General features: G+C 72.4%; 13 protein-coding genes. 4 read left to right on the top strand and 9 right to left on the bottom strand.

What is annotated here, in order from left to right; translation table 11 throughout:
- Positions 1-4: 4 nt before the first annotated feature.
- The 8 genes from ACFVWU_RS22865 to ACFVWU_RS22830 form a co-directional block, all read right to left on the bottom strand.
- Positions 5-5,599 (bottom strand): amino acid adenylation domain-containing protein, encoded by a 5,595-nt coding sequence (locus ACFVWU_RS22865; RefSeq protein ID WP_387623908.1) that lies wholly within the window; start codon positions 5,597-5,599, stop codon positions 5-7.
- Positions 5,600-5,635: 36 nt separating this feature from the next.
- Positions 5,636-5,848 (bottom strand): MbtH family protein, encoded by a 213-nt coding sequence (locus ACFVWU_RS22860; RefSeq protein ID WP_387623905.1) that lies wholly within the window; start codon positions 5,846-5,848, stop codon positions 5,636-5,638.
- Positions 5,849-5,921: 73 nt separating this feature from the next.
- A complete protein-coding gene (locus ACFVWU_RS22855; protein ID WP_387623903.1) occupies positions 5,922-6,881 on the bottom strand; it encodes a TauD/TfdA family dioxygenase in 960 nt (319 codons plus the stop codon).
- Between the two features lie 64 nt (positions 6,882-6,945).
- The gene (locus tag ACFVWU_RS22850; RefSeq protein WP_387623901.1) at positions 6,946-8,757 is read right to left on the bottom strand and encodes an amino acid adenylation domain-containing protein; all 1,812 of its coding nucleotides are present in this window, start codon (positions 8,755-8,757) and stop codon (positions 6,946-6,948) included.
- Between the two features lie 15 nt (positions 8,758-8,772).
- Positions 8,773-9,558 (bottom strand): hypothetical protein, encoded by a 786-nt coding sequence (locus tag ACFVWU_RS22845; RefSeq protein WP_387623898.1) that lies wholly within the window; start codon positions 9,556-9,558, stop codon positions 8,773-8,775.
- A gap of 32 nt (positions 9,559-9,590) precedes the next feature.
- Complete coding sequence (locus ACFVWU_RS22840; protein ID WP_380616188.1) at positions 9,591-9,866, bottom strand: phosphopantetheine-binding protein; 276 nt, start codon at positions 9,864-9,866, stop codon at positions 9,591-9,593.
- A 63-nt stretch (positions 9,867-9,929) separates the two neighbouring features.
- Positions 9,930-12,320 carry a lantibiotic dehydratase gene (locus ACFVWU_RS22835; RefSeq protein ID WP_387623895.1) on the bottom strand — a complete coding sequence of 797 codons (2,391 nt, stop codon included), beginning with the start codon at positions 12,318-12,320 and terminating at the stop codon, positions 9,930-9,932.
- Positions 12,321-12,343: 23 nt separating this feature from the next.
- Complete coding sequence (locus ACFVWU_RS22830) at positions 12,344-13,618, bottom strand: condensation domain-containing protein (protein WP_387623892.1); 1,275 nt, start codon at positions 13,616-13,618, stop codon at positions 12,344-12,346.
- A gap of 268 nt (positions 13,619-13,886) precedes the next feature.
- Here ACFVWU_RS22830 and ACFVWU_RS22825 point away from each other — a divergent pair, with 268 nt between their 5' ends.
- Entirely contained in the window at positions 13,887-14,306 is a 420-nt protein-coding gene (locus ACFVWU_RS22825; protein ID WP_387623890.1) for a nuclear transport factor 2 family protein, read from the top strand.
- A 180-nt stretch (positions 14,307-14,486) separates the two neighbouring features.
- Here ACFVWU_RS22825 and ACFVWU_RS22820 read toward each other — a convergent pair whose 3' ends face one another.
- Positions 14,487-15,254 carry a YcnI family protein gene (locus tag ACFVWU_RS22820; protein ID WP_387623887.1) on the bottom strand — a complete coding sequence of 256 codons (768 nt, stop codon included), beginning with the start codon at positions 15,252-15,254 and terminating at the stop codon, positions 14,487-14,489.
- 481 nt (positions 15,255-15,735) lie between these two features.
- On the opposite strand from ACFVWU_RS22820, the gene ACFVWU_RS22815 reads away from it, so the two are divergent.
- From ACFVWU_RS22815 to ACFVWU_RS22805, 3 genes are all read left to right on the top strand, one after another.
- Positions 15,736-15,954 (top strand): hypothetical protein, encoded by a 219-nt coding sequence (locus ACFVWU_RS22815; RefSeq protein ID WP_387623884.1) that lies wholly within the window; start codon positions 15,736-15,738, stop codon positions 15,952-15,954.
- Positions 15,951-16,304, top strand: a complete 354-nt coding sequence (locus tag ACFVWU_RS22810; protein ID WP_387623882.1) for a hypothetical protein — start codon at positions 15,951-15,953, stop codon at positions 16,302-16,304. The genes ACFVWU_RS22815 and ACFVWU_RS22810 overlap by 4 nt, the downstream gene beginning before the upstream one ends.
- A gap of 328 nt (positions 16,305-16,632) precedes the next feature.
- Positions 16,633-16,821: an RICIN domain-containing protein gene (locus ACFVWU_RS22805; protein WP_387623879.1), complete on the top strand. Its 189-nt coding sequence runs from the start codon at positions 16,633-16,635 to the stop codon at positions 16,819-16,821.
- Positions 16,822-16,879: the final 58 nt, after the last annotated feature.

Below are 16,879 nucleotides of genomic sequence, written 5' to 3'. Positions count from 1 at the left end.
GGGCTCAACCCCTGTCCCAAGTCATCAGCGGGCCCTGGACACGCATCACCAGGTCGACCCGTAGTTCGGCGAGCAGATCTTCGAGTAGCGGTGTGGCTCCGTCGCCGTTGGCGAGGATCACCAGGCCGTGGCCGGACACCGGATCCACGGCGTAGACGCTGCGGAATCCCGGACCGTCGCCGGGGTGTCCGATCCACCGCCGGCCCGCCACGGTCTTCACGGAGGTGCCGAGCCCGTAACCGGTCCGCAGTCCGTCGAGCATCCGCTCGACGTCCGAGCGGGTGAGCACGAGCCCCCGGTCCTGGCTCAGCGCGCGGTGGAGCTCGACCCCGACCCGGGCCAGGTCCGAGGCGGACATCCAGACGAGTTCCTCCGCCGCCGCGCCGGCGGCACGCCGACCGCGGCCGTAACGGCGCCCGGTCGCGGTGTGCCCGACGGCGACCTCGTCCCCGGCCCCGGTGGGGAAGACGGGCAGGAACACCGTGTCGTCCAGGCCCAGGGGATCGAGCACCAACTCCCGCAGGGCCTTCGGGAACGAGAGGTCCGTGACGTCGGCGATGATCCGCTCGATCAGCGTGTAGTTCGCCAGGGCGTACTCGTAGTGGGTGCCCGCCGGTCGGCTGACCGCGACGGTCGGCCCTTCCGCGTTCTCGTCCGGGCTCAGTCCCGCGCTGTGGCACAGCAGATCGCGGACCGTCACCGGCCGGGCGGGGTCCAGCGTGTCCACGCGCTGCTCGCGCAGCAGCTCGTTCACGGGGGTGTCGAGCCCGAGCACGCCGTCACGGGCGAGCCGCATCACCGCCATGGCCGCGAGGTGCTTCGCCACCGACCCGACCTGGAAGACCGTGTGCTCGGTCACCGGGACGGAGCCGCCGGCCGCGGTCACGCCGTGCCCCCACGCCGTGACCTCGCCATCCGTGATCGTGGCGACGCTCAGACCCGGCACGCGGTAGCGCACCATCGGTCCGATCAGCAGCGGCGTCTTCGGGTGGATGCGCCGCAGCCACTCCTCGGGCTCGGCCTGGTCCGCGTCCCAGAGCGAGATCTGGTGCACGAAGCGCCGCAGCCCCCGGAGGTGGTTCTCGGCGACGGACCGTACCGTCTCGCGGTCGAAGGCGTCGGCCGCGTACAGCCAGGTCACCTGGAGCCGGCCGTCGATGACCCCGGCCATGACCTCCAGCGGGTACGAGCTCGCGAAGTCCGGCGGCGCCTCCGAACCGAGCGTGTGGGGCAGGTCCGTGAAGGGGAAGCCGCCGCCGGGTGCGTCGCCCGCCTCGCCGATGTAGTTGAAGGCGATCTCCGCGTCGGAGGAGACCGCCGCGGCCAGCTCGGGGCCGGCGAGATGGCGGGCGACGCCGTAGCCCATGCCGCGGTTGGGCATCGCCTGGGTCTGGTCCCGTACCTGGGCCACGTACGAACCGAGGCTGTCACCACCCGTGAGGTGGAAGGTCATCGGATGGACGGCGGTGAACCAGCCGACCGTCCGGGCGACGTCCTGATCGCGGGCCAGCGCCTCACGCCCGTGGATCTCGACGTCGAGGGCCACGGCGCCGTCGCCCACCCAGTCGTGCAGCGTCGGGACGGCCGCGGCGAGCAGCAGCTCGGCGGCGGTGATCCGACCGGTGGTGCGCCTCGTCGCGGCGCGGAACGCCTCGGTCTCGGCGAGGTCCAGTTCGACCCGCACCCGGCCGGTCCCCGCCGGGCCCGACCCTGGCGCCGCGTCGCGGGGCAGCGGCGTGGTCCGGCTGCGGGCCTGGGTCCAGTACTCCGCGTCCCTGCGGAACGCCGGGCCGGCCGCGTACCGCTGCAGGTGCTCCGCCCATTCCTTGAACGAGGTGGTCTTGTCCGGCAGTTCGACGGGCTCGCCCCGTACGGCGCCGGCGTACGCGGCGGCCAGATCGCCGACCAGGAAGCTCCAGGAGACGATGTCGACCGCCATGTGGTGGACGACGATCAGCAGCTCGTCCGGCGCCGTCCCGCCGTGGTCGAACAGGACCGCGCGGATCACCGGGCCGGCCACCAGGTCGAGGCTCGCCTGGGCCCGCGCCCCGGCCGCCTCCGCCAGCTCCTCGCGCTCGGCCTCCGGCCACACCGAGGCGTCGATGATCTCGAGGGGCACCCGGACGTCGTCGACCGGCGCGATGAACTGGCGCCAGCCGCCGTCGCGTTCCTCCAGCCGCAGCCGCAGCGCGTCGTGGTGCCCGACCAGTGCGGACAGGGCTGTGCGCAGCGCCTCCGGGTCGGCCTTGTCGTGCCAGCGCAGCAACTTCGACTGGTTGAAGTGGTTCTCGGGGCCGTGGGTGTGGAGGAACCAGTGCTGGATCGGGGTGAGCGGGACGTCGCCGGTCACCGGTCCCTGCTGCGCCCGCACCGGTATGGCGCCGGCTGCCGCGGCCTGGGCGAGTTCGGCGATGGTCTGGTGGTCGAAGACGTCGCCGGAGGTGAGGGTGACTCCGGCCTGGCGGACCTTGGAGGCGACCCGGATGGCCATGATGGAGTCGCCGCCGAGTTCGAAGAAGTTGTCGTCGATCCCGACCTCGGTCAGCCCGAGGACCTGGCACCAGGCCTCGGTCAGGACCTTCTCGGCGTCCGTGCGCGGTGCGCGGCGGGCACCGCCGTCTGTGGCCGCCTCAGCGGGCGAGGGTGCCGGCAGGGCCTTGCGGTCGACCTTGCCGTTGGCGGTCAGCGGGATCCGCTCCACCACCACGAACGCCTGCGGCACCATGTACTCCGGCAACGCCTGTCCGACGTGGGCGCGCAGCACCGACACCGGTGTCTCGGCGCCGTCACGCACGACGAGGTAGGCGACCAGGCGCTTGTGGCCGCCGTCGGCGTGCGCCACCACGACCGCTTCGGCGATGTCCGGATGCGCGATCAACCGGGCCTCGACCTCGCCGGGTTCGATCCGGAAGCCGCGGATCTTCACCTGCCGGTCGATCCGGCCCACGAAGTCCAGCTGTCCGTCGGCGCGCCACCGCACGGCGTCACCCGTGCAGTACATCCGGGCGCCGGGCACCGGGCTGAACGGGTCCGGGACGAAGCGAGCCGCCGTCAGACCCGGGTCGTTCAGGTACCCGCGCGAGACCCCCGCGCCGCCGGTGCACAGTTGACCCACCACACCGACCGGCACCGGGTCGAAGTTCTCGTCCACCACGTACACCGACGTCCCCGAGACCGGACCGCCGATCGACACCTTCGGCTCCTGGTCGGGGCCGAGGACCGCTGTGGTGGTGACGCAGGTGTTCTCGGTCGGGCCGTAGGCGTTGATCAGTGTCAGTTCCGGATGGGCGCGGGCGACGCTCGCGCAGGGGGCGGGCAACGCGACATCGCCCCCGATGAGCAGCTGCCGCAGGCCGCTGAATGCCGCCATGTCCTGCTCGGCGATCTGATGGAACAGGCCTGTGGTGGGGCTGAAGCTCGTGATCGAGTGCTCCCGGATCAGCGCTGCGATCTCGGGAACGTCGAGCCGACCGGGCGGGGGTGCGACGACGGTGCCGCCGTTGAGCAGCGGAACCCAGATCTCCTCCAGGGAGACGTCGAAGGCGAGCGGGACGGTGTGCAGGGAGGTGTATCCGGGGCCGGATGACAGATAGGTCTGCTGGTGGGCCAGCCGGACGACGTTGCGATGGGTGATGCCGACGCACTTCGGGGCCCCGGTCGAACCCGAGGTAAAGGTCACGAACGCCAGCGAGTCCGGGTGCGCGGCCGTCGCGAAGGCGTTGGCGGATTCCGCGGCGGGCGCGGCCTGGACCGCGGGGTCGTCGAGTACGACGACCGTGCGCCCCTGCGCCGCCTCGCCGAGCGCGGCCAGCGCCTCGGTCGTGGCCACGATGACCTCGGCCCCGCTGTCCCCGACGAGCAGCCGGTTGCGCTCCGGCGGCGCGACCGGATCGAGTGCCAGGTACGCGCCACCGGCCTTGAGTACCGCGAGCAGCACCGTGATGAGGCCGGCCGACCGGGGGACCGCGACCCCGACGACGGTGTCGGTCCCAACGCCGTGCGCGCGCAGCACACGCGCCAGCCGGTCGGAGCTGTCATCGAGCTCCGCATAGGTCATGGTCCGGTCCACACCCACGACGGCCGTCGAGCCGGACGCGGTGGGCAGGATCGCGGCGAAGAGCTCGGGCACCGTCGTCTCGACGGTGCTGCCGAGGGCCTTGAGCCCCCAGTCGAGCAGCTCCTGGCGATCGGCGGCGGAGAGGACCTCGATCTCGCCGATGCGGGCTTCGGGCCGCTCGGCAAGCTGCTCGAGGATCAGCTCATAGGTGCCCAGTACGCGTTCGGCGTCGGCCTCGTTCAGCCGCGAGGGCTCGTAGGTCAGGTGGAGCAGCAGTTCATCACCGGCCACCACGCTGAGGTCCAGTGGGAAGCCCGTCTGCTCGTAACTCCGGACGACCTGCAGATCGAGCCCGGCGGCTTCAGCGTCGCCGTCCTGATGGAGGTCGACGAACTGGAACAGGTTCTCGAACAGCGGCGTCCCGCTCGGCACCGAGGTGTGCCGCCGGATGCGCGCGATGCCGATGTGCTCCGCCTTGCGCATCCCGTTCAGGGAGGAGTGCAGTGTCGTGAGCCAGTCCGCGACGGCCATGTCGGCATCGACCGTGACCCGGGCCGGCACCGTGTTGATCATCAGGCCGACGATCCGCTCCAGATCGGCCTGGTCCGCGGAACGGCCGGAGAGGATGGTGCCCCAGCACACGTCCCGCTGCCCGCTGAACCGGCTCAGCGTGATCGCCCACGCCCCTTGCACCACCGCGTGGACGGTGCAGTGATTGCGCCGGGCGAGTTCGGCCACCTGCTTGGTGAGGGCGGGGGAGACGGTGCGGGCGGCTGACGCGCTGCTCGCACTCGCCTCGCGCGCGGCGGGGGCGATGAACGGCAGCGCCGTCGGCGAGTCGAAGCCGCCCATGAGGTCCGCCCAGAACGCCTCGTCGGCCTGCGCGTCGCGCTGCCGCAGCCACTCGACGTGGCGGCCGTAGGGCACCGACTCGGGCAGGTCGGGGAGCGCGCCCGCGGCCAACGCGGCATAGGCCGCGCCGAGTTCGGCCCGGACGATGGATCCGCTCCAGGCGTCCATGACGATGTGGTGCTGGTGCCAGGCGAGCAGATGGCGGTCGCCGTCGAGCCGGATCAGGTCGAAGGCCAGCGGCGGCGCAGCGGCCAGGTCCATGCCGCGGTGGCGCCGCTCCAGGAGCAGCCGGGTCGTCGCCGCCTCCACGGCCTCGTCGTCCCGGCCGCGCCAGTCCAGGGTCCGCAGCGGCAGCGGGAAGCCCCGGTGGACGACCTGGACGGGGTGGGCGACGCCGTCCGTGACGAAGGTCGTGCGCAGGATCGGGTGCCGGTCGATGACGTACCGCCATGCGGCGATGAACGCCTCGGTGTCGAGCCGGCCCCGGATCTCGAACACCGCCTGGGTGAGGTAGTTCCCGCTGTCCGGGCGGTGCGTCGACTCGAAGAGCATCCCCTCCTGCAGCGGTGACAGGACGTAGACGTCCACGACCGTGTCCGGCGGATATCGGTCGAGGACGTTGTCCAGACCCTCCGCGTCGAGACCGGAGTCGGGGAACTGCTCGGGGGTCGGCCGGAACCGTTGATCCATCGCCATCTCCAATCAGCGTCGTTGAGAAGCCGGGGCTCAGGCGTCCACGGCGGCGGCCATCCGGTCGCGCAGGCTGCGCGGCCGCAGGTCCGTCCAGACCTGTTCGATGTGCTGGACACAGTCCTGCTTCGAACCCGTCGTGCCCTCGTCGGTCCAGCCGGCCGGATTGGGCCGGTCCGCGGCCCAGACCGAGTACTGCTCCTCGTGGTTGACGACTACCTTGAACTGCGCCTCACGGCCGTCGGCCATGGCTTTCTCCTTCGTGTCGGGTGTTCGGGTCGGAGGGGTGTCGTGACGTCGTGTCGGGGGGTGTCGCGGCCGGTCAGCTCATCGCGACGAGGATCCGGCGGTCGCCGGTGTACGGCTCACGGCCGTGCGCCATCAGCATGTTGTCGATCATCAGGACGTCGCCCTGCCGGTACGGCAGCGCCAGCGCGACCCGGTCGTAGACCGACGCGATCGTCCTCAGGTCCTCGTCGGGGATCGAACCGCCGTCCGCGAGGTAGGCGTTGCGGGGCAGGTCGGCCTCCGCGTACAGCGCGAGCAGGGCTTCGCGCACCTCCGGCTCCAGGCCCGAGACGTGGAACAGGTTGGCCTGGTTGAACCAGACCTCCTCGCCGGTGTGCGCGGCCCGGGCGGTGGCCGGGCGGCGGTGCCGGGTGCGCAGCCCGTCCTCGACCCACTCGAACTCGATGCCGTGGTCCGTGCAGTACTGCTCGACCGCCGCGCGGTCGGCGGTCTGGAACGCCTCCTCCCAGCTCAGGCCGAGTCCGTCGCGGAACGTGCGGGTGTAGACGACGCCGTCGGCGAAGCGTTCGCGCAGATCCGCGGGCAGCTGGGCGAGCACCGACCGGCTGTCGGCGATCGGGGTGGCGCCGCCGGTCGCGGGCGGGGTCTGACAGAAGAAGAACACCGACTGCGGCCAACGACTCGAGTAGGAGCTCTCGTTGTGCATCGGGATCGCCTGGTCGGCGGGGTACTCGGTGGAGGTGTAGATGTTGCCGCTGACCGCGCTGCGCGGAGTGGAGCGCTCGGTGTACTCGAGCAGGTCGCCGCCCACCGCGCTGACCACCTGGTGGAACGCCTCGACATCGCGTGAGGTGCCGCGCAGCAGGACGAACCCGCGGCTGCGGAGCGCTGCGCGCAGCGGCTCCCGGTGGGCGGTGACCCACGCCAGGGGGTCCTCGACGGTGGCGAGGTCGTAGACCAGTGCGGCGGTGTGGCCGTTGTCGTGAACGGCGGCCTGCACGCCGCCGATCGTGCTGTCTTCGGTGCGGGGCATTGACAGTCCTGTCCTTGAACGGAGGCCCGGAGACCGGGGATCGGGGATCGGAGTCCGGGGCCGGTCAGCCGGCGAGGATGTCCCGAACGGTGCGCCTGCGCAGCACGTCCATCAGGGAGATCCGCAGTCCGGCCTTGCGGGCGCGGGTGACCACGCGGGCGGCGGCGATGCTCGTGCCGCCCAGCGCGAGGAAGTCGTCGTCGATGCCGACCTCCTCGGCGCCGACGGTCTCCCCGATGACCCGGCACAGCAGTTCCTGTTCCGGGGTCGTCGGCCCGGCCGCGGACCGGTCGGGCCCGGCCGCCTCCGGTGCGGGCAGCGCCGCGCGGTCGAGCTTCCCGTTGGCGGTGAGCGGGAGTTCGGCCAGCGGGACGAAGACCGCCGGGACCATGTACGGGGGCAGGGTCTCCGCCAGGAGGCGGCGCAGCTCGACGGCGTCGACGGCGGCTCCGGCCCTGCCGACGACGTAGGCGGTGAGCCGGGTGTGGCCGGCGTCGTCCGGGTTCGGCGCCACGGCGGCCGCTTCCACCAGGGGGGACCCGACGAGCGCGGCCTCGATCTCGCCGAGCTCGACCCGGTAGCCGTTGACCTTCACCTGGTCGTCGATCCGGCCCAGGTACTCGAGCTCGCCGTCCGGCCGCGTCCGGACGAGGTCGCCGGTACGGTACATCCTCGCTCCGGGCCCGCCGAACGGGTCCTCGACGAACCGCTCGGCGGTGAGCGCCGGACGGTTCAGGTAGCCGCGCGCCAACTGGGCGCCGCCGATGAACAGTTCACCGGTCACGCCGTCGGGGACGGGCCGTCGGGCGTCGTCGAGCACGTACAGCCGGGTGCCCGCGACGGCGCGCCCGATCGGCACGGCTCCCGGCTCCGAGCGGCGGCCGGGTTCGACCACGTACACGCAGCAGCCGACGGTCGCCTCGGTGGGGCCGTACTCGTTGACGACGCCCACCCCGGGGTGGGCCTCCCGCCACGCCTCGAGCGCGGCGCCGAGCAGGGCCTCGCCGCCGATCACCAGCTGCTCGCTCGGCGAGCACTCGTCGGGCAGTCGACGCAGCAGCGCGAGGTGCGACGGGGTCACCTTGAGGAAGCTCGGCTTGCGGAACCCCGGTGGAAGGGCGGCGCCCTCGGCCAGCGAGACCAGATCGACGACCTCGACCGAGCCTCCGGCGATCAGCGGTGGGAAGATGCTCGTCACGGCCAGGTCGAAGGAGACCGAGGAGTGCAGCAGGGTCCGGCCGGCCGTGGCCGGGTAGTGGGTGCGCGCGTGGTCGAGGTACACGTTCAGGGCCCCGTGGTCGATCACCACACCCTTGGGCGTGCCCGTGGAGCCGGACGTGTAGATCACGTACGCGGTGCCGTCGTCCTCCGGCGGCGGTGCCGCGCACGGCGAGAACGCGGAGTACCCGGATCCGGCCGGATCGCGGGCGTCCAGCAGTGCCTCGGTGTCCGGGGAGCCCAGGTGCACGACGCAGGCCCCGGTGTCCGTACCGGCGAGCGCGGTGCGGGCGGCCTCGCCCGACGCCACCACGATCGGCGCGGCGGAGTCGGCGAGAACGTGCGCGATCCGCGCGGCCGGGTCGTCGACGGCGATCGGCACGTAGCCGGCACCGGTCTTCAGCACCGCGAGCAGCGCGGTGACGATGTCGGTCGACCGGTCGAGCATCACGGCGACGAGCGCACCGGGCCCCACCCCCTTGTCGGCGAGCACTCCGGCCAACCGGGCCGCCCGGTCGTCGAGTTGCCGGTAGGTCGATGCGCGGCCGTCGTGGACGACGGCGATCGCGTCGGGAGTCGTACGGACCTGCTCGGCGAACAACTCGGGGACCGTTCGCGGCGCGTTCGTGGAGAGTCGGGACGGCATTCGGGATGACATGGTGATGGCCACCTTTCAGTTGCTCACCGTGAGCGCCGCCGTGACGGCGGCGGCGACGGCCGGGCTGCGCAGCAGATCGGCGCGGCTGCTGTCGAACGAGGTCTCACGACGTGTGAAACCGCCTACGTGATCGGCCGAGTTGAGGGACAGCGCGTCCGCCCACCGCGGCCGGCGCTCCAGTCGGCGCGCCGCCGACAGGTAGCGCGTATAGGCCCGGAACAGCCCCATGAGTTCATCGCCGACCTCGCCCTCGATGCCCCACCGCTCGAACGCGACCCGGGAGGCATCGACGTAGACGGTGGCGAACTCCTCGGCGAGGGCGGCGAATCCGCCGGTGTGCTGCTCGACGATCCGCTCGGCGCGGCGCCGGAACCGCTGCTGCTCGTCCTCGGCGAGCACGGTCATCGACCCCAGCGCGCCGAACAGGTCGCGGCTGAGGGTCGTCGTGTTCGGCGCTCCCGGGTTGAACAGGACGACCTCGGGCCGGACCTCCTGCCGGAGCTCGATCGCGTCGGCCAGCGCCGCCGCGTACACGCCGCCGGCGCAGTAGCCGAGGACCGCCGACACGTGCTCGCCAGGGCGCGGAAGGCTCTCCAACCACCAGGCCAGGTACTCGTCGGCGTGCTCGGCGTCCGCCGTCGGCGGCACCGCGTGCCACACGTCCAGCTGATCGGGCAGCAGCCGGGCCAGGTCCCGGAAGGTGGCCTCCTGGCGGGTGCTCCCGTCGAAGTCGACGGCCAGGACCAGGGCGCCCTGGCGGCTCCGGGTGAGTCGGTCCCACCCCTGCGGTGCTGAGGTCATGTGCGTGTCCGCCTCCCGTGTCCGGTCGCGCCCTAGCCCCGGGCGCTTCGCACGGCCACGGCCTCGGCCACGCCGTCGACCGTCCGGGCCCGGAAGACGTCGCGGATCGTCACCTTGACGTCGAAGACCTGGCGCAGCCGGGCGACCAGTCGTGCGCCGAGGATGGAGTTCCCGCCGAGCTCGAAGAAGTCGCTGTCGCCGCGCACGGGGGCGTCGCCGCCGAGGATCTCCTGGAAGACCTCCGTGACGCGCGGCGCGAACTCCTCGGCGGCGGGGTTGTCGGAGGTCAGGTCCGATGCGGTGCTCATGAGTCGTGCTCCTTGGGTCAGGGTGATGGTGTCGAGTGGTACGGCGCCGTCGCCGGCGGGGAGTTACGCGCGGGCCCGGTCGATCGCGACGAGCCGCAACTCGGACGCGTAGGCCGCGCCCGCGCCGTCCCGGAGCCAGTGGCCGGGCAGGTCGGGCAGCATCTCGGAGAAGGAGACCCGGGACGCGGGATCGTCGGCGGCCGCGCTCCGGACGGCGGCGGCGAGCAGCTCCACCAGCGCGATGCTGCTGAAGTCGACGTAGATCGGCTTGGTCTCCACGGCGACCCGGTAGAAGGCGCGCTGTGGCAGCCCCACCGCGTCGCGCCAGCGCACCGCGGCCCGGTGCCGCTCGACGCGGTCGGAACGCCGCACCCAGGCCAGGTCGCTGACGCCGATGCTCCAGGACTCGCGGGAGACCACCAGCCGGTCGATGGTGACGCGGGGGCGGTGCGCGGCCGACGGCAGCGGCTTGAAGCCGTTCATCGCGGCGCCGGAGAGGTACTCGCCCAGCACCTCCAGGAGGTCCAGGTCCGGCGTGTCGGGGGACTTGACGACCAGTCGCTCGCCGTCGCGGTGCACGGTCGTGGCCGCGCCGGGGACGACCCGGCGCGTCGTCCCGGGGCCGGCCGGCCCGGTACCGGTCGTTCCGATGTCGGTCGTCCCGGTGTTGCGGGCGTGCATGGTCCACACCAGGTCCTGCGGGCCGACCAGCACCGGGGGATACGTACGGGAGTTGACGGCCGGGGACTCCCGCGCGGGCAGCGGGAGCACGCGCGGCGTCCGGCGGTCGGCCGCGTCCATCGCGGCGAAGCGCTCGGGCTCCGGGAACTGCGCGATCCCGGCCGGGCTGTCCTGGGTGTTGATCGCCAGATGCAGCTCGCCGAGCACGAACTCGTAGTCGCCGGCGGCGATCGCCCGGGGGTCGCGGGCGGTGATCATGATGTCGGGGCACTGGTGGACCGCGGACGACCACGGTGGCTCGCAGGCCGGGAACAGCTCGCGTACCCGGGCGGCCAGGTCGGCGGCGGACACGTGGTGGCGGCGGACGCCGTCCGGGACCGCCAGGATCTCGGCCCAGCGCCGCTGGAGCTCCGGGACGACCGCCGCGACCGGCGGCGCGAGGTCCTGGAACGAGTAGGCCAGATCAGGCGTCATCGCGTTGAGAACGGCGTTCAGCGACACCTCGCCGTCCACGGAGCCCGCGCGGAGCCGCTCGTACACCTGCGTCAGGCGCCGGCGGTACCCGTCGCCCACCTGGCCGACGAACCAGCGCGCGCTGTCGAGCAGCAGGCCCAGCGGGGCGGCGAGCTGTCCGAGCAGATCCGCCCCCAGCGCCACCTCGGTGTCGCGGAGCGTGTCTTCGTACACCACGCGCCGACCGCCGTAGGCCTGCCCCGCCCGGCGTGCCGGGTCCTGCCCGGTCACCCGCTCGAAGACCTCGTCCAGCCGTTCCATGGCCTTGAACACCGAGTCGGCGTCGCCGGCCGCCTCGCTCACGGCCTCGCGGGCGGCGAGCACCTCGTCCAGCAGACCGAGCGCCTGCTCGCGGGCCGCCGCGTCGTCCACGGTCAGGAGCGCGCCGCGGAGCTCCTGCTCGCGGAACTCTCCTGTGGACAGGGGAAGTTCGCACACCAGCAGGTCCTCGGCGCTGAGCCGGTCGACGACCGTCAGCACGCTCTCGCCGGTCCGCCCGGCGTAGCCGGGGACGGACCGCTCGATCTCGAGGATCGTGGTGGCCCCGTCGCACAGCGCGAAGACCTCGGCCTCCGCGGCGGTGAGCCTGCGCACCGGGCCGCGCGGCCTGCGGATGCCGATCCCGGTGCCGTCGCTGTCGCCCCCCAGGAGGGCGTCGGCCTCCGAACGGCGCGGCTTGAGGGACACCCGCACCCGCGGATCGGCGGCGAGCGCCCGGGCCACCGCTTCGACGGCCCAGTGCTCGAAGTACACCTGGCGTCGGCGCAGCAGCCGCTCACCGGGCCGGACCACCATCCCGGTCGTGTCCTCGGACCACCGACCCCAGCAGTGCGGCCCGAAGAAGCCGATCGTCTCGTTCTTCAAGCCGTAGCGCTGGAGGTACGTGGCGACCTTGAGCTCCCGTCGGCGCTGCCGGGCGGGCTGGGCCTTGGACCGGGCGGCGACCTTGTCCACGCAGCCGCTCAGCATGGCGGGGTTCTGCCACGCGACCGCCTCGCGGAGCATCGGGTCCGCCGCCGCCGTGCGCAGCGCCGTCTCCATCCGTGTGACGGCACGGTCGTACTCCCGGGCCAGCGCGTCCGACGGCGGACCCTCGCCGTTCTCGGCGGCCACGGCCGCCAGCAGCTCGTCGTCGGCCAGCGGCTCGACGATGGCCGACGGGAACCCGGCCGAGCGCAGCTCCACGTCCCGCCACACCTGCCACCCGGTGTCACCGAGGGGTATCAGGTGCTCGGCACCGTTCTCGCCCGTCCCGTCCATCCCGGTTTCTCCATTCGTCCCGTTCAAGAGCTCTCCTCGATCCGAACCGCGGTTCCGGCGCACTGCGTGAGCGACTCGGCCAGGCGGTCCGTGTACTGCTCGCCGGACCGCGCCGACAGGTGCCCGCTCCACTGCACCTCGCAGCCGAGGCGGGCGCCGTCCTCGAAGAAGCGCACCGACAGCGGGGTCTTGGCCGCGAAGTTGGGGACGTCGAGCTCCGCCGTGCAGGTCACGCCCGCACCGGCGTGCTCGACGGACTGCTGCTGGCGGCGGTAGGAGATCATCACCTGGTTCAGCGCCTCCACCGCACCGCCGCCACGGCGCACGTGCGCGGCCAGTTCGGCGAAGGAGTAGTGGCGCCGCCGCAGATCGGCGGACCATCCCGGGTGCTCCCGCCGAACCAGGTCGACGACCGTCTCGCCGGCCTTCCGACTCGCCGACAGCGGCACCTCGTTGATGAAGCAGCCCACGATCGCGGACTCCGCGCCGAGCCGCTGGGACGCGGCCCCGCCGAGCACGGTCACGCCGCTGTCCGGCACCGGCAGGGCGTGGTGCACCGCCGCCGAGACCAGCTTGAAGACGCTGACGCCGGCGGAACCGGCACACGCGCCGATGCCCGCCGCCGCGGTCGGATCCGCGGTGATGATCCGCCGCATCACGGTGTCGGAGGCGCCCTCGCGCGGGAACGGGACGACCATCGCCGACGGCGGGATCCGGTCGTACCAGTAGTCGCGGTCCTCGGTGAGCGCGGACTCCTCGGCCGCGCGAACCCGGCGGACCAGGCGGACGTACTCGTCCGGCGTATCCGGTGAATCCGGTGCCGCGGCGGCACCGGCGATGGAGCCGCTCAGTCGCTCGGCAAGGAGGCGGTGGCTGATCCAGTCGTAGATCAGATGGTGGACGATCAGAATCACCACCGTGTGCGCGGGGGCCACCGGCAGTACGAGGAACCGCACCAGCGGACCGCCGTCCACCTCGAACGGCCGCATGGTCCTCGCCGCGATGAAGGCCTCGGCCTCGTCCACCGGCTCGGCGAGGATCTCGATCTCCGGCTCCTCGTCCGAGAAGCCGTAGACGATCTCCCCGGTCCAGGTGTCGATGCCCATCCGCACCTGAAGGGCCGGCGTCGCCGCCACCAGCCGCCGGCAGGCGGCGGCCAGATCCGCCGCCGCGATCCTGCCCCGGACCTCCACCCGCACCGCGAGGTTGAAGGCCCCGGCCGCTTCGGTCTTCTCGTCCGCGAAGTACAGTGCGGCCTGGGCCAGCGTCGCCCGCTCGTTCCCCTGAATCAGAGCCACGTCGGCTCCCTAGTCGTCGACCTCATGCCGACCATTCCAGGGGATGGGGATCAACATGAGATCGACGGCTCGTCAATGGAGGATCGACGATCCGCTACCGGCCTGCTGAAGCCGGCGACTGACGTCGTCAACGGTCACTGATCGCCCGGAGCCGCACGGAACAGTGGTGCCGACAAGCCTCTTGCGCCCAGGTGCGACTTGAAGGTTAAAGTGAACGTGCAACCCGAAGGCATGCGGCGGTCGCCGCCGACGGACCAGGAGAGTCGAGATGTCGCACGACAACGAGAAGGCCATCCGTGCCGCCTACCAGGTCGCCGAGGAGCAGGACGTCGCCGGCTGGATCGCGGCGTTCACCGAGGACGGCACCTTCACCGACATGTCCCTGCCGCTCACCTACCGGGGCCCCGAGGAGCTCGGCAGGACGGTCGAGGTCTACGCGAAGGCCTTCCCCGACATGCACCGCGAGCTGGAGCGCTTCTATGTCACCGGCGACATCGTGGTGGTGCAGCTGCGCCTGCAGGGTACCCACCTCGGCCCGCTGGAACTGCCCTCCGGCACCGTCCCGCCCACCGGCCGCAGGATGGACGCCCCGTGCTGCGACGTGTTCGAGCTGGTCGACGGCAGGATCAAGCGCTTCGACTGCTACCCGTCCGGCACGGTCATCGCCGCCCAGCTCGGCCTGGTCTGAGCCCGTCGGAGGGGGCGCGTGCCCTCGCTGCTCCGTTGTGACTTGAACCTTCAAGCGCCAGGCGCGTGGTGGATGCCCGACAGCGCTGATCTGCGCACCGCCGTCCGTCGCCGCTGAGACGCGCGGTCGGTGCGGGAGGCTTCCTGCACCGACCGCGCCGGCTCCCCGCGGTGGGCGTGGTTACGCGGAGGTGCCCGAGCCGCCGGCGCCGCGGCCGCGACGGCCGAGGAGGAAGCCCGACACCGTGCCGACGATGCCGACCACGATGCCCGCGACGCCCAGCGTGCGGGCCGTCGAGTCGGAGCTGCTCGCCTTCGCCGTGGTGGCGTTGGGGGCGGCCGACGCGGTGGTCGGCGCCGGGCCTGCGGCGCCTGGGTCGCCGGGGTCGCCGGTGGCGGCGGCGGAGGCGGCGGTGGCGGTCAGTTTGAGGACCGGTGCCGGGTTCTTCGGCTCGGGCTGGCCGTCCTGGGGTTCCTCGATCCAGCGCACCACGGTGCCGTTGCTGTAGGTCTGCAGGGTCTTGAAGACGACCTTGTCCGTGCCGTCGGGCAGCGCGCCGAGGTTGATGGTGAAGTCCTGGAAGTGGCCGGGGGTGATCTGGCCGCCGGTCCACACGACCTGGGAGACGGCGTCGGTGATGTCGCCGTCGTCGGTGTGGATGGGGGTGGTGAGCTTGGTGGTCTGGATGCTGTCGCCCCAGCCCGGCACCGGCGCGACCTTGACGGCCGGGATCGGGTGGTCGGTGGGGAAGTCGATCTCGACCTTCACCGTGCTGTTCTTGTCGTCCTCGTTGGGCACGCGGAACGCGAAGGTCTGGTCGGTCGCGTTCTTGGGCACGCTGTTCGGCTGCACGATGATGTGCGCCGATACCGGCGCGGCCACGACGAGTACGGTCGCGGCGGCCAGGGCGCAGGCGGCGGCAAGACGCTTCTTCAGGGACTGGTTCATGGCTGTGTGGTCTCCAGGTCGGAGGCGCACGTGCGCCCGTGCGGACGGAGCACGCGTGGGTGATCAGGGGGAGCGCTGACGGCCGTGACCGGACGGCGTTCCCGCTCCGGTCATCCGGCCGGTGCGAATGGCGGACCGCGCCTGATCACCACGTGTCGCAACAACGTCCGCCGCGGCAGCCGCCACCGGCCCTCGCCGGGCACGAAGCGTATCGCGGCGGACCGCGATTCCCCGTTCACCCCGCCGCGCAGGAGGGTGAACAGACTCAACGGACGTGCAGTCCCCTGTCCTGTGGCCAGGCCACCGACGGTCGCCCGCAGCGAGCGCTCCCGCCGGCCGGGCTCGCCCGCGTCGCCCCCGACCCGACACTTTCGGTGATCGATCCGCTGCAAAGGGTGAGTGCGGCCGAACGAGCGGGTACAGCCCTGGGGAGTGACGTCGGCGGGGCCCGGTGCCCGCCGCGAAGCAACGGAGGTGTCCCGTGTCCGAGTCCGTGCAGGAGCCGGTGGCGAGGTTCTGCGGAAACTGCAACTGCGGCTGCCCGCAGGTGTTCGTCGACCCCGACGCGCCGCAGGAGCGCCGGATCCGCATCACCGACGACTTCGGCCAGCAGATCCAGCTGAGCGTGGACCAGTTCCAGGACCTCCTGGACCAGGCCAAGACCGGCTCCCTCGACCGGGTGGCGATCGCGCTCGGGTGACGGAACCGCGCATCGCCGCCACGCCGGCCTCCCGGCCGGCCGGGGCCGGCAGCGCAGCGCGGCGCCGGGTCCTCCTCGCGACGGCCCTGGTCACCGTCAGCGGCGCCGTCGCCCACGCCTGGTGGTGGCTCGCCGGCCCGGAGGCGGTGACGGCCGGGCAGCCGCTGGGCGTGGTGATCGAAGGGGTGCTGTCCGACGCGGCGAAGGGCGCGTGCGCCGGCCTGATCGGCGGCCTGGCCGTCTTCGTCACGGGGTGGTGGATCCGGCGGGCCGTGACGGCGACCCGCCCCCGGGGAAGCGGGGTCGACTCCATGGGCGACGACGCCACGCGGGTGGGCACCAGCGCCTGACCCGCCGTCATCGAGGCCCGGTGCCGCCGTGCCCGGAGCCCCGTTGTCATACGGGGCTCCGGGCACGGCCGTTCTCTTTGGCCAGGCGTCCTGCTGGGCGGTCAGGCGTTCTGCCGGGCGCGCAGGTTGGCGACCGTGTTGTGGGTGTCCTTCTCGTCCGGGTCATCGGATCGGGAGGACGCCGAGGACGGCCTCGGTGCCTCTGCCTCCGCTGTTGATCGGTAGCCGAACCAACGTGCCCGACACTCGATTCGGGCGACGCGCGGTGCGAGGTCCCGGTCCTTCCGGCGGGCAACGACCTCCTGCGGTCAGTGGTCCTGCCGGGGCGGTGACAACCAGAAGTGGTCAGAAGTGGAAGGTGGGGCCGGTCGGCTCGGACACCTCCCGGGTAGTGTCGGTGGCCGGCGGCAAGTGCCTGGACGTTCCCGGCAGTTCGCCCGGCACCGAGGTCCAGCCGGACCAGTACACCTGCGACGGCGCTCCCGCCCGGAAGTGGAAGTCCGCCAGGCTCAGTTGATCCGTCTCTCCCCGGAGCCCACCCGCCCGGAGGCTCCGGAGCCCTCCCGAGGAGTCCG

This window comes from Kitasatospora sp. NPDC058190 (genome assembly GCF_042883685.1).
Taxonomy (GTDB): Bacteria; Actinomycetota; Actinomycetes; order Streptomycetales; family Streptomycetaceae; genus Kitasatospora.
This window is presented reverse-complemented; position numbering and strand designations above follow the sequence as displayed.